Genomic DNA, 12,934 nt, shown 5'->3' with positions numbered 1-12,934 from the left:
ATTAATAGAGTAAAATAAATTTTAGAGGTAAACAATGATATACAGAAATTCTGAAATCAGTAATATAGATGTAAAATATCAAAATTTCATACCAGGCGGACCTCCTGTTAATTTTGTTATAATTCCAGAATATATAACAGTTCATCTTGGCAATCCTGATGAAGAGGCAGAAAATATAATTGTTCCTTATATTAATTATATCAAAAATGTTGCATCCTCTGAGCTTTATCCAACATGGCCTGAGGAGGCATTGAGAGCTAATATTTACGCCATAATATCTTTTACTCTTAACAAAGTGGGTCTTGAATGGTATCGTTCAAGAGGGTATGATTTTGACATTACAAATTCAACCCAGCATGACCAGGCATATGTTGAAAACAGAGGCATCTATGACAACATAAGCAACATTACCGATGAGATATTCAATCATTATGTAGTAAAGGGCGAACAAGTTATACCATTTTCAACTAAATATTGTGATGGCAGAATCTCACAGTGCGACGGACTATCTCAGTGGGCTACGGTTGACCTGGCAAACAACGGTTATTCCGCATTAGATATTTTAAAATATTTTTATGGCGAAGATATTTCAATCAAAACAGACACTCCTATAGGAGGCATAGGATTGACTTTCCCAGGAAAACCTCTTATGTTAGGTGATTCAAGTATTATCGTACTAAGAGATCAATTAGCATTAAACAGAATATCTGATAATTTCCCTGCTATTCCAAAAATCCCCGTCACCAGCGGATACTTTGATGAGTATACCGAAACATCAGTCAAAGAATTCCAGAGAATATTTAATTTGCCGGTTACAGGTATCATTGACCAGGCAACATTTTATAAAATACGGGAGATTTATGTAGCTGTTACTGAATTAGCCGAATTAACTGCGGCAGGATCAATTTATGAAGAAATTTACGGCATAACAATCGGAACTTTGCTTCAGGGCGATATACGCCCAAGGGCAACATATTTGCAATATTTTTTGTATGTTTTATCTTTGTATTATAATAGCATTCCGTCAATTAATCTTACCGGCATATTTGATGAACCGACAAGACTGGGAGTAATAGAATTTCAAAAAATAGTAGGCCTTCCTGCCACAGGTATTGTAGATACAGAAACATGGAATAAACTGTACGAAGCAATCCGCGGCGTATTTAATACACTTCCTCCTGAAGAAGTTTACTTGCCATATTTCAGATACCCAAGCATTGAATTTGTTAAAGGAATGGGACTGGAACAGCCAGGTGTTTCATTTATACAGCAAATGCTGTCTTATATATCATTGACGATACCATCGATACCTCCTGTACCGGAAAACGGAATATTTGGCGAAGAAACAGAAAAAGCAGTTATAGCTTTTCAGAATCTTTTTGGTCTTGAACCAACCGGAACAGTCAATGAAGCCACTTGGAATGAATTGAGCCGAGTCTACAGAGAACAAAGATATTCGGGAATAATTGCCCCGCAAGATACGGTTTAATTGTAATGCAAACGATAAGTTCTTCGAAAAACACTTATTAGCACCAATCAATAAGCTTCCGTAATTTGTTCAGTGCATAATTCAAGGCTGTTAATAATATACATGCATACATAAAAAGCTATTAAATTTTTCTACGGTAAAAAATCAAGCAAACTGAAAAGCAATTTTAAGCGTAAATTGCTCAAAATTGCTTTTCTTTAATAAACTGTATATTTTTATTGTTCAAAAAATTCTTCAAGAGTTAGCCCTGATTCATATACATCCGTAGCCATCTCCACTCCCAAATATCTTATATGCCACGGCTCATACATATATCCGGTAATATCTTCCTTTCCTTTCGGATAACGAACTATAAATCCATAATTATGTGCATTTTCTGATACCCATTTGCCTTCGGCCGTTTCTCCGAAAGTATCATCTAAAGCAAAATTCATTGCCTCGCAAGTTATATCCATAGACAGCCCCGTCTGATGTTCGCTTTGCCCTGGTTTTGCACTAAATGTGTCCGCAGCCGCCTGACCGTGATTAGCAACATAAGAAGAATACAGCGATGATTGTGTATTGTAGGACCTATAGCCCGAGCGTGCATATAGATCGTATCCTTCTTCCTTTGCAGCAGCAAAAAGATTCTTCAAAGCCTCATATGCAGCCTCTCTAAGCTGATTCACCTCAGGATTTAAAAGCACCGTAGGAAGCTCTGTTATTTCCGTCAAATCTTCCGGCACATAATCGCTGGGTAGATTATTGACCCTATTTACCAGCACATCTATTGCTCCGGGATTTCCTACTGTTACTACTTCTTCAATCTCTAATGACTCTTCGGCATCTGGATTCTCCTCAGACTCTGAAGGGATTTCTTCCGGTTCTTCCACAGGATCAGGCTGTTCAACAGGAATCCCTTCCTGTTCTTCGATACCATTATCTGACGGTTCCTCATTCACAGGTTCGTTGGGAATATTATTACTACCTGGTGTATTATTATCTGCTGATATCTTTTTTATAATCATTATAGATCCAAATAAAATCAGTAACAATGCTATAACTAAAATTAAAACTCTATCCACTCTAATTCTCTTTTTATGTTTCATTTTCTTTCCTTCTATAATTTCTAAAGTTTTTTCCACATTATAATTGCATCTTCAATCGGCTTTGAATAGTAACGAGGTCTCTTTCCTACTGATACAAATCCAAATTTTTCATAGAGGTTTATTGCCGGTATATTTGTCTCGCGAACCTCCAGAGTCATAGAACTGATCTCCGAGCATCTGCATATTTCCACCATTTTGCTTATCAGCATTCCGGCTATGCCTCTATTTCTATACTCCGGTAATATTGCAACATTGGTTATATGGCATTCATCCAAAATTCTCCACATTCCCATGTAACCCACAATTTTATCATCTTCCTCTGCGCACTGATAATATGCCAGTTCATTTACTAATTCCTTTTCAAGAGAAGCTCTTGACCAGGGTAGGGAAAAGCACATCTTTTCGATTTGAGTTATTTGATTCAAATCATCGCTGCGCATACCTCTGATTACTACCATAAATCCCCCTTATTTCTTATTTCGTTCCGCCTGAGACATCCTTAAATACTGAGGTCTAAAATCAGACGCCTGAACAAATTCCCCCATCAATGCCATGTCGTAGCCTATGGACGCCAAGGTGGAAGCATTCAAAAAATTATACCTTCCAGGTGCAAAATACGCCCTTTGCCTTAATTTTTTTTCAATTATATCTCTGTAATTAACTGCTCCATCTCCGTTAAATATAATGGGTTCTTCATATTCATTCATCATTTCCAGCATATCGTCAATATTACAAGGATACTGCTCCTTGACGGTTGAGATCTTTCCTTCGTTCCATCTGTAAACTCCTGTATAAATTCTGCCTGCTTTCGCATCCATTACAGGAACAATAAGCTTACTTACGTCAAAAACATTTGCTGCAAGCGACTTTGTCGTCGGGATATTGGCTATGGGAATATCAACAGCAAATGCAAGGCTTTTTGCAATAGCAGCTCCTATTCTCAATCCCGTATATGATCCGGGGCCCTCTGATATTGCAATTACATCAATATCCTGTATTTTAATATTCAGTTCGTTCAATAACTCTTCTATTAAAGGCATAAGCTTTTCTGAATGTGTTTTTTTGTGATTTAAAGTATATTCACCCAACAAACTACCGTCTTCAGATACTGCACATGATGCAGCTATAGATGCCGATTCAATTGCCAGTACTTTCATATTTATTCAGTTCCTCTGCTATTTTTTCATAGTTTTTCCCATTACCGCTTATATTCATTATGCGACAAGTATCGGAAAGCCGTTCTATTTTAATATCAATTCTCTCCTTTGGAAGTATACCTTTTATTTTATGTGACCACTCAATGATTGTTGCCCCCTCTGAATAAATATATTCATCATATCCTAAATCATACATAGCCTCCTCCGAGTCTATCCTGTATACATCCATATGGTTCAGCTTCAGTCTTCCTTCGTATTCTTTAATAATTGTAAATGTTGGACTAGTTATGTATTCTTTAACACCAAGTTCCGATGCTATAAACTGCGTAAGTGCCGTCTTTCCAACGCCCAGGTCACCGTCAAGGCATAGCACGCTTCCCTTTTCCAAACTGCGTCCTATAATTCTGCCTACAACCTCAGTATCTTTTAAATTGTTTACCGTTAATTTCATAATGCTTCCTTAGATTAGTTTTATCCCTGCGCTTTCACCTATGGCTGCTATTAAATAAAATCGCAGATATTTATTTACCGTTTCATTATACATTTGCAGGTTTAAAAAATCAAGGAATGTTTAGTTTGTGTCTTCGGGAAAAATAATTTTCATTCCATGATATTAAAAACCTAAATAAAAAGCATACTTTCTTCGCCTAAAACTACTTAGTATATCGCAAGGCTGTTTTACGTGTAATCTAAAAGCAAAAGTAAAAAACGTTGAACAATGTTTGGAGACATGTTATAATGTTATGATTATTTAAAGGCTTGGACTATGAATTATTTTCTTTATTGCTTTTAAATAAGTGTTAATTGCTTTTTTTATGAATAATATTATTACATAACAAAGAAACATTTAGGGAGAATGGTATGCAAAAATTTAATCATATATATTTTATAGGCATAGGCGGAATCAGCATGAGTGCACTGGCTGAATTAATGATTGACGAAGGAGTTAAGGTTTCAGGCTCTGACAGAAGCTGCTCACATATAACAAAAAAACTGGAATCATTGGGAGCAAAAATATACAAAGGCCATGAAAGCAAAAATGTAACCGAAAATATTGATTTAGTAGTGTACACATCTGCTATTTCTGATGACAATCCTGAGCTTTTGAAAGCGCAGGAATTGAGCCTTAATATAATGGACAGAGCCGAATTTTTAGGCTTGATAATGAAAAACTACAAAAATTCTGTCTGTATATCAGGCACTCACGGAAAAACAACTACTACAGGAATGCTTTCTTCCGTATTGATAGGAACAGATATAAAACCAACTATATTCTTAGGCGGTGAAATGGATTCACTAGGAGGAAATCTGCTTCGCGGCTCATATGATATAATGCTTACGGAAGCATGCGAGTATAAAAGGAATTTCTTGAAATTCAATCCAACTATGGAAATTATTTTAAACATTGAAGAAGATCATCTTGATTATTACAAGGACTTAGAAGATATCGAAAATGCATTTGTAGAATACGCACAAAAAATTCCTGAAACAGGATATCTGATAGTCAACGAGAAACACAAAAAACTATTTAAAAATATAGACTGTAATATAGTAACATTCGGAGCTGGCAGCAACGCCGATTACTATCCTGAAAATATAAATTTAAAGCCATTCCCTTCATACACGTTGATGCATAATGGGCAAAAAGTTGAAGATATAAGGCTTAAAGTATTAGGAGAACATAATATTTTAAATTCCGCTGCAACGGCTGCCGCAGCCCTTTGCCTAGGCATTGACAGCAAAACCGTTCAAAACGGTCTTTTAAATTTTAAAGGCACTCATAGGAGATATGAGTATAAAGGTGAGTATAATGGAGCTTCAATAATTGACGACTACGCACATCATCCGTCGGAGATGAAAGCGACATTAAAGACTGCAAAAGCTTACACCTACGGAAAGGTAATAGTAGTATTTCAGCCTCACACATTTACCCGTACTAAAAAACTTCTGAACGAATTTGCAGAGGCTTTAACACATACAGATGAAGCAATACTTTTAGATATATATCCGGCAAGAGAAAAAGATACAGGTGAAATCCACTCAAAAGATATCCTTGTTAAAATGAACTCGCTCAATAAATCCGGGCATTATGCAGATTCATTTCAATCAGCTGCAGAAATAATTAAATCTTTAGCCTGTAAAGGAGACACAATAATAGCAATGGGTGCAGGTAATGTGAATGATGTTATTGAATATATAAAATAAATAAAAATGAGATTTTTCATATTCAGTATAACTGCCGAATGAAAAATCTCATCTTCTTATATATTAGGAAAGTTCTTACCCCATACAAAACACAATTTGCAAATTACAAGATATCTTTGCTGTAAAAGTTGGTGCTAAGTTTATTTTAGTGATCTCTGTCGGTAAGAAACTTAGCCAGTTCGATTAAGTATACCGCTTTATCCCCAAAAATACCAAGGCTTTTTACAGCTTCATTGGTAAGATTATGAACCTGTTTTTTTGCTTCTTCCAAAGTAACAAATACCAAATATGTGACTTTATCATTTGCTTCGTCACTTCCCGTCATTTTTCCAAGCTTTTCAACAGTGCCCGTTACATCCAATATATCATCCTCTATCTGAAATGCCAGCCCTATTTTTTCTGCATAACTCTCCAAAGCTTTTAATTCAGCTTCATCAGCTCCTCCGAGAATAGCTCCTGCCACCAAGCTGCTTTTTATTATTGCGCCGGTTTTCAGCGAATACATGTACTTAAGATCGTCAAGCGTTGAAATTTTATCATGACCAAATATATCTACAACCTGACCACCTATCATGCCCTCTGGACCTGAAGACTTGGATATATAGAGCAAGGCTCTTATTGCTTTATTCTTATCTTCAAATTTCATTGCCGCTTCAAGACCCGTTTCAAAAGCTCTGTTCAGAAGACCGTCTCCCGCTAAAATTGCCGCAGCCTCTCCGTACTTTTTGTGATTTGAAAGCTTCCCTCTTCTATAATCATCATTGTCCATAGCGGGAAGATCATCATGTATCAGAGAGTATGTATGAATCATTTCCATTGCACAAGCAAAAGGCAATGCCTTTTCTTCCTCATCCTTGAACAACTCATAGGCTGCAAGCAAAAGCACAGGGCGCAGCCTTTTTCCTCCGGATAATAAGCTGTAATTCATAGCTTCATAAATCAACTTCTGAGGATTTTCTTTTTCCTCAACAATATCTTTAAGATATTTTTCAACACTTTCTATTTTTTCATTCATCCATGTTATATGATCCATTTACTCCCCCATAGCGCAATCCTTTTTTTGTCACTACTCCATAACAGCATATGGCTTGCGCGTTTCTATTTTTCTTTAAAAACTTCTTTTGCAATTTTCACCGCCTCCTTGGCGTCTTTTGCATAATAATCGGCACCCATATTCTCCGCATATTCAGGAGTCAGAACTGCACCACCCACTACTATTGTGCAATCTACATTGTTGTCTCTTAACTCTTTTATCGTATCTTCCATACTTTTCATGGTTGTTGTCATCAATGCACTCAATCCTACCATTAGTGGCTCACTGCACAGCTTTCTTGCTTCATCTACGATCTTTTCAGCAGTAACATCTTTACCTAGGTCTATTATTTCATAATTATAATTTTCAAGTATGACCTTGACAATATTTTTACCTATGTCATGAACATCGCCTTTTACTGTAGCTAGAATTATTTTTCCATTGCTTATTTTAGAGTTGTCTTTTAATTTTAAACTCTTTTTAAGGACATCAAACGAAACCTTCACCGTTTCGGCCGACTGAATAAGCTGCGGAAGAAATATTATACCTTTTTCAAAGTCATCTCCCACTTTATCAAGAGCTGGAATCAGGTATTCGTTGACTATTTCAAGTTCATCCTTTGTTTTCAAAAGTAAATCCGTTGCAACTGCAGCATTATCTTTAAGTCCTTTGATAACAAGTTCAGTAAGACTAGCCTCGTTCTTCACATGCTCAATTTTTCCGTCAGATGGTTTTAATTTCTTTTCTTCTCCGTATCTTTTAATATATTTTTTTGAAGCTTTGTCATGATTAAACAATACATTGAATGCAAAAATTTTGTCCATCATAGCGCTGTCGTTTGGATTAATAATAGGTAAATCCAGCCCTGCGGCCATAGCAATCGTCAGAAAAGTTTCATTAATAAGGCCTCTGTTTGGCATGCCAAATGAAATATTTGAAACTCCAAGAACTGTTTTTACTCCTAATCCTTTCTTTACCATTTCAAGTGTTTTAATTGTTTCAACAACTTCTTCCTGCTGCGCCGAGCAAGTCAATGTTAAGGCATCTATGTAAACATCCTCTTTATTTATACCATAACTCTCTGCTTTTTTCACTATCTTTTCCGCAATTTTATATCTATCAGCAGCATTATCCGGAATTCCTTTTTCATCCAAAGTAAGCCCCACAACAGCAGCGCCATATTTTTTTACTATTGGAAGAATTCTGTCAAGAACTTTTTCTTCACCGTTGACAGAATTAACTATAGCCTTTCCGTTATAGTATCTCAATCCCGCTTCAATAACTTCAGCCTGTGATGAGTCAATTTGAAGAGGAGCATTTATAACAGTCTGCAGGGCCTTTACCACTTCAATAATCATTTTCTTCTGGTCAATCTCCCTTAACCCTACATTTACATCCAATAATTCGGCACCTGCTTCAACCTGTGAAACACCTTGCTGAATTATATAGTCCACATCGCCGGACTTCAAAGCTTCCTTTAGAAGCTTCTTTCCTGTTGGATTTATCCTTTCCCCTATCACCCTGATTTCATCTATCAATACGGTATTTGTAGGAGTGCAAAGAGCTGAAAAATGTTCAAACTGCCTGCGTACCTTGTTCTCACCTTTTATCTTATCAGCAATTTGTTTTATATATTCAGGTGTAGTTCCGCAGCATCCTCCCACAAGAGAGACGCCCATTTTAATAAATTCAATAACTTCATCTGCAAATTCTGATGGGCGAACATCATAAAACATATGCCCTTCCTTCATAACCGGCAGCCCAGCATTTGCCTGTACAAGCACTGGAGCATCCGTCCATTTGAGAATCTCCTTAACTATTGGATTAATTTCCTTAGGGCCCAAAGAACAATTAATGCCAATTGCATCTACGCCCAGCCCTCCCAAAGTCAAAGCCATGCTTCCAGGAAGGCACCCAGTAAACGTTCTATGGTCCTTTTCAAACGACATGCTCACCAGCACAGGAAGTTCCGAATTCTCCTTTGCTGCCAGCACTGCCGCTTTTGCTTCGTAAAGATCCGTCATAGTTTCAATTAATATAATGTCTGCGCCAGATTTAACACCTTGCAATACCTGCCTTTTAAATATTTCATAGGCTTTATCAAAAGACAAATGGCCCAGAGGCTCTATTAGTTCTCCAATAGGCCCTATATCCAGAGCAATATATACTTCTTTTGAACCCACAGCCTCCTTTGCTGCTGAAACTGCGGCTTCAATAATTTCCTCAACTTCATACCCGGTTCTTTGAAGCTTCAGTTCATTTGCTCCGAAGGTATTTGTAGTTATTACGTTAGAACCTGCTTCTATATATTCTTTGTGTATCTCAACTATGTTTTCCTTGTTTGTTATATTAATTGCTTCGGGAACCTCACCAACCTCAAGCCCTTTCTTTTGAAGCTGAGTTCCCATTGCACCATCTAAAACAACTATCTTTTCTCTTATATAATCCTTAAAATTCATAATAACCTCTGCATGATGTAATATGTATTGACCCTTTTACTATTTCCTATTAATAGAGTGTACTAAAGAAATTATATTGTCATGAGTCTTTCTTGCTATATATGGATTGTTCATAGTATAAAGATGGACTCCGGCAACACCGTTTGACATTAAGTCTATAATTTGATCGGTGGCATATGCAATCCCTGCATCTGCCATTGCATCTTTGTCATACTCAAATTTATCCATAATTTTTATATATCTTTCCGGCATTTTGGTGCCGCTTAATTCTACAATACGCTCAATTTGCTTTTTGTTCGTGACGGGCATTATTCCTGCCTGAATAGGTACATTAATGTGATGTTTTACCGTTAAATTCATGAATTCATAAAAGGCATTGTTGTCATAAAAAAGCTGAGAAGTAAGATGTGTAACGCCAGCCTCAATTTTCTTCTTAAGATTAATCACATCTTCCTCGATATTCTTGCTGTCGTAATGTCCTTCTGGGTAACATGTACCTCCGAGATCAAAACACTCATTCTCTGTTATAAATTTTGCCAAATCTGATGAATGCTTGAAATCTCCCTTTATATCCTGTTCTAACGGTATGTCTCCTCTAAGTGCAAGTATGTTATCAATATTCTCCTTTTTTAGCTCCTTCAAAACCTCTTTTATATCATCTTCAGTTGAGCTGATGCATGTAAGATGAGCTAAAGCCTCAATTCCATACCTGTTTTTTATCATAGATGAAATTTCACTTGTTTTATTCTGGTTGCTTCCTCCACCAGCTCCATATGTTACGCTTATATAATCCGGTCTCAGGTCACTCAGTGCCTCCATGGTTTTATATACGGTATCTATAGGTGATGTCGCCTTAGGCGGAAATATTTCAAATGAAAATACAAATTTTTTTTTATTAAATATGTCCTTTATAAACATTATTTCTCCTTGTAATTTTTCTGAACATTATAACACAGTATGTTGGGAATTGTAAACAAGGATCTATAAATAAACTTAAACTATTATAATTATATAATTCAATATAATTAAAAAAAGAAACCAGGAAGTAATTCCCGGTTTCTTGTTTAGCCGCTAATAATTATAATCTAACTACGTTAGCTGCCTGGTCTCCTCTAGCACCTTGAGTAACGTCAAAAGAAACTTTTTGACCTTCCTCTAAAGTTTTGAATCCATCTCCTTGAATAGCTGAAAAATGTACGAATACATCATTTCCATCTTCCTTTGTAATAAATCCAAATCCTTTTTCTGAGTTAAACCATTTAACTGTACCCTTAACCATGAGTACCTCCTAAAATATTAAAATTTATATTGACATTGTATATAAAAAAATTCACATATTTTTACATATTATATACAGCAACACATATAATATCTAAAAACATGTGAAATCTATAAATACTCTGTAATACTATTTAAGAATAGCACACACTTATGTATTTGTCAACACTTTTTATGGAAAATAATAATAAGATTAAAATAAAAATCACAAACAGCATGACACATTTTGTCGAATTCTGCAGTTCAAATTTTTTAGTTAAAATTGCTATATAAAACGAGGAATCACAATCTATCACCAATTATGTTCCTCGCCTTAACTCAAAATAACTTTCCGTGCTATTGATCTTCCCTAGGCTCATACTTAGAAAATTCATTTGCCAATACTTCATCGGTATAATCCAAAATAATGTTCCTGACAATGCTGTCCATGGTACCCATGTCTTCATTTTCAGTCAATTGAGATTCCTTAATTATATCTTTAAAGATGCTGTATGCCCTGTTGTAAGAAATATTCATCTTAGTCAGTTCATTGAGCATCTCATGGTTGATAGCACCACAAAAATCCTCAAAGCTCATTTCCTGAGCACACTTCTTATTCATTAACTCACCCTCGACTTCTTTTCTTTTCTTTCTAAATACTCATCATATGTCATCGCTCTGTCTATCATCCCATCTTCTGTAAGCTCAATTATTCTGCTTGCAATTGTCTGTATAAATTGATGGTCATGGGAAGAAAACAGTACAATTTCCTTAAAGTCTATTAGTCCGTTATTAAGTGCGGTTATGGATTCAAGATCCAAATGGTTTGTAGGCTGATCAAGAACCAGCACATTTGATCCTGAAAGCATCATTCTCGAGAGCATACATCTCACTCTTTCTCCTCCGGACAATACATTAGCAGGCTTCAATGCATCATCTCCAGAAAAAAGCATTCTTCCAAGGAATCCCCTTAAAAAGCTTTCTGACTGGTCTTCTGAAAATTGTCTCATCCAGTCAACCAAGTTCAAATTAACCCCATCAAAAAACTCCGAATTGTCTTTTGGGAAATAAGATTTAGTGATTGTTTGCCCCCACTTGATAGTACCTTTATCCGGCTCTTCTTCACCTACAAGTATCTTAAAAAGTGTTGTTTGAGCCAGTTCATTTTCCCCTACAAATGCAATTTTATCTCCCCTGTTTACCCTAAAGGAAATGTCTTTAAGCACATCTATGCCGTCTATATTTTTTGACAAACCTTCCACTGTGAGAATCTCATTTCCAACTTCTCTGTCAGGCGTAAACTTTACAAACGGATACCTTCTCGACGAAGCCGGCATTTCTTCGACTTCCAGTTTTTCAAGAAGCTTTCTTCTTGACGTCGCTTGTTTTGATTTAGATTTGTTAGCAGAGAACCTCTGAATAAAGTTTTGCAAATCTTTTATTTTATCTTCTCTTTTCCTGTTCTGATCTCTCATCAATTGCTGCATGAGTTGACTTGATTCATACCAAAAATCATAATTACCAACATACATCTTAATTTTCTTATAGTCAATATCAACTATATGAGTACATACAGTGTTTAAAAAATGTCTATCATGAGATACTACGATTACAAGGCCTTCAAAATCCAGCAAAAAATCTTCCAGCCAATTTATCGAATCGATGTCCAGATTGTTTGTAGGCTCATCAAGTAGAATTATTCCGGGACGTCCAAATAATGCTTGTGCAAGCATAACTTTAACCTTATCGCCTCCGTTTAAATCTCTCATGTATGAATAATGCAGCTCCGATCCGACGCCAAGCCCCTGAAGTATCTGTGCAACTTCTGTTTCAGCATCCCATCCATTCATCTCTGCAAATTCGCCTTCAAGCACCGAAGCTCTGACACCATCTTCGTCAGTAAAATCTTCTTTTGCATAGAGGGCATCTTTTTCTTTCATTATCTCGTAGAGTCTTTTATTGCCCATTATTACGGTTTCCATTACTGAAAAATCATCGTACATAAAATGGTCCTGTTTCAAAACAGACATCCTCACATTGTTCGGTATTGCTATTTCTCCTGTTGTGCAGTCGATTTCTCCCGACAAAATCTTTAGAAAAGTAGATTTACCTGCCCCGTTGGCTCCGATAACACCATAACAGTTACCCGGAACAAATTTTAAATTAACATCATTAAAAAGCTTGCTCCCGCCAAATTGGAGACTTAAATTTGTTACTGTAATCATTTAATCATCCTTACTGTATAT

At 36.2% G+C, this 12,934-nt stretch carries 12 protein-coding genes; 2 read left to right on the top strand and 10 right to left on the bottom strand.

All coding sequences use genetic code 11. The features are described 5' to 3' along the window. Positions 1-34: 34 nt before the first annotated feature. Positions 35-1,489 (top strand): peptidoglycan-binding domain-containing protein, encoded by a 1,455-nt coding sequence (locus tag ACS3UD_RS02670; protein ID WP_308137877.1) that lies wholly within the window; start codon positions 35-37, stop codon positions 1,487-1,489. Positions 1,490-1,704: 215 nt separating this feature from the next. Here ACS3UD_RS02670 and ACS3UD_RS02665 read toward each other — a convergent pair whose 3' ends face one another. From ACS3UD_RS02665 to tsaE, 4 genes are read right to left on the bottom strand one after another with little or no spacing between them, the layout of a single operon-like run. Beyond that, positions 1,705-2,577, bottom strand: coding sequence for a M15 family metallopeptidase (locus tag ACS3UD_RS02665; protein WP_440977726.1), 873 nt, complete (start codon positions 2,575-2,577; stop codon positions 1,705-1,707). Between the two features lie 20 nt (positions 2,578-2,597). Beyond that, entirely contained in the window at positions 2,598-3,035 is a 438-nt protein-coding gene (rimI, locus tag ACS3UD_RS02660) for a ribosomal protein S18-alanine N-acetyltransferase (protein ID WP_213926125.1), read from the bottom strand. A 9-nt stretch (positions 3,036-3,044) separates the two neighbouring features. Beyond that, a complete protein-coding gene (tsaB, locus tag ACS3UD_RS02655; RefSeq protein ID WP_308137879.1) occupies positions 3,045-3,734 on the bottom strand; it encodes a tRNA (adenosine(37)-N6)-threonylcarbamoyltransferase complex dimerization subunit type 1 TsaB in 690 nt (229 codons plus the stop codon). Then, complete coding sequence (tsaE, locus tag ACS3UD_RS02650) at positions 3,715-4,185, bottom strand: tRNA (adenosine(37)-N6)-threonylcarbamoyltransferase complex ATPase subunit type 1 TsaE (RefSeq protein ID WP_308137880.1); 471 nt, start codon at positions 4,183-4,185, stop codon at positions 3,715-3,717. Before tsaE ends, tsaB begins: the two co-directional genes overlap by 20 nt. A gap of 410 nt (positions 4,186-4,595) precedes the next feature. Between tsaE and murC the strand changes: the two genes are divergently transcribed. Further along, complete coding sequence (gene murC, locus ACS3UD_RS02645) at positions 4,596-5,939, top strand: UDP-N-acetylmuramate--L-alanine ligase (protein WP_308137881.1); 1,344 nt, start codon at positions 4,596-4,598, stop codon at positions 5,937-5,939. A 145-nt stretch (positions 5,940-6,084) separates the two neighbouring features. On the opposite strand, the gene ACS3UD_RS02640 is transcribed toward murC, so the two are convergent. The 6 genes from ACS3UD_RS02640 to ACS3UD_RS02615 form a co-directional block, all read right to left on the bottom strand. Further along, positions 6,085-6,972 (bottom strand): polyprenyl synthetase family protein, encoded by an 888-nt coding sequence (locus tag ACS3UD_RS02640; protein ID WP_308137882.1) that lies wholly within the window; start codon positions 6,970-6,972, stop codon positions 6,085-6,087. Between the two features lie 65 nt (positions 6,973-7,037). Continuing rightward, a complete protein-coding gene (locus ACS3UD_RS02635; RefSeq protein ID WP_308137883.1) occupies positions 7,038-9,431 on the bottom strand; it encodes a homocysteine S-methyltransferase family protein in 2,394 nt (797 codons plus the stop codon). Positions 9,432-9,470: 39 nt separating this feature from the next. Continuing rightward, positions 9,471-10,349 carry a methylenetetrahydrofolate reductase [NAD(P)H] gene (gene metF, locus ACS3UD_RS02630; RefSeq protein ID WP_308137884.1) on the bottom strand — a complete coding sequence of 293 codons (879 nt, stop codon included), beginning with the start codon at positions 10,347-10,349 and terminating at the stop codon, positions 9,471-9,473. Between the two features lie 160 nt (positions 10,350-10,509). Further along, complete coding sequence (locus tag ACS3UD_RS02625) at positions 10,510-10,710, bottom strand: cold-shock protein (protein ID WP_213926132.1); 201 nt, start codon at positions 10,708-10,710, stop codon at positions 10,510-10,512. A 335-nt stretch (positions 10,711-11,045) separates the two neighbouring features. Then, complete coding sequence (locus ACS3UD_RS02620) at positions 11,046-11,309, bottom strand: hypothetical protein (RefSeq protein WP_213926133.1); 264 nt, start codon at positions 11,307-11,309, stop codon at positions 11,046-11,048. Next, positions 11,309-12,913: an ABC-F family ATP-binding cassette domain-containing protein gene (locus ACS3UD_RS02615; protein WP_308137885.1), complete on the bottom strand. Its 1,605-nt coding sequence runs from the start codon at positions 12,911-12,913 to the stop codon at positions 11,309-11,311. Before ACS3UD_RS02615 ends, ACS3UD_RS02620 begins: the two co-directional genes overlap by 1 nt. Positions 12,914-12,934: the final 21 nt, after the last annotated feature.

The organism is Sedimentibacter sp. LTW-03 (assembly GCF_052059825.1).
Taxonomy (GTDB): domain Bacteria; phylum Bacillota; class Clostridia; order Tissierellales; family Sedimentibacteraceae; genus Sedimentibacter.
This window is presented reverse-complemented; position numbering and strand designations above follow the sequence as displayed.

Excerpts from the sequence above, each read along its gene's own strand:
- ACS3UD_RS02670 (WP_308137877.1), top strand. The coding sequence starts at position 35 with ATGATATACAGAAATTCTGAAATCAGTAATATAGATGTAAAATATCAA.
- ACS3UD_RS02615 (WP_308137885.1), bottom strand. The coding sequence starts at position 12,913 with ATGATTACAGTAACAAATTTAAGTCTCCAATTTGGCGGGAGCAAGCTT.
- tsaB (WP_308137879.1), bottom strand. The coding sequence starts at position 3,734 with ATGAAAGTACTGGCAATTGAATCGGCATCTATAGCTGCATCATGTGCA.
- ACS3UD_RS02665 (WP_440977726.1), bottom strand. The coding sequence starts at position 2,577 with ATGAAACATAAAAAGAGAATTAGAGTGGATAGAGTTTTAATTTTAGTT.
- ACS3UD_RS02620 (WP_213926133.1), bottom strand. The coding sequence starts at position 11,309 with ATGAATAAGAAGTGTGCTCAGGAAATGAGCTTTGAGGATTTTTGTGGT.
- metF (WP_308137884.1), bottom strand. The coding sequence starts at position 10,349 with ATGTTTATAAAGGACATATTTAATAAAAAAAAATTTGTATTTTCATTT.
- rimI (WP_213926125.1), bottom strand. The coding sequence starts at position 3,035 with ATGGTAGTAATCAGAGGTATGCGCAGCGATGATTTGAATCAAATAACT.
- ACS3UD_RS02635 (WP_308137883.1), bottom strand. The coding sequence starts at position 9,431 with ATGAATTTTAAGGATTATATAAGAGAAAAGATAGTTGTTTTAGATGGT.
- ACS3UD_RS02625 (WP_213926132.1), bottom strand. The coding sequence starts at position 10,710 with ATGGTTAAGGGTACAGTTAAATGGTTTAACTCAGAAAAAGGATTTGGA.
- ACS3UD_RS02640 (WP_308137882.1), bottom strand. The coding sequence starts at position 6,972 with ATGGATCATATAACATGGATGAATGAAAAAATAGAAAGTGTTGAAAAA.
- tsaE (WP_308137880.1), bottom strand. The coding sequence starts at position 4,185 with ATGAAATTAACGGTAAACAATTTAAAAGATACTGAGGTTGTAGGCAGA.
- murC (WP_308137881.1), top strand. The coding sequence starts at position 4,596 with ATGCAAAAATTTAATCATATATATTTTATAGGCATAGGCGGAATCAGC.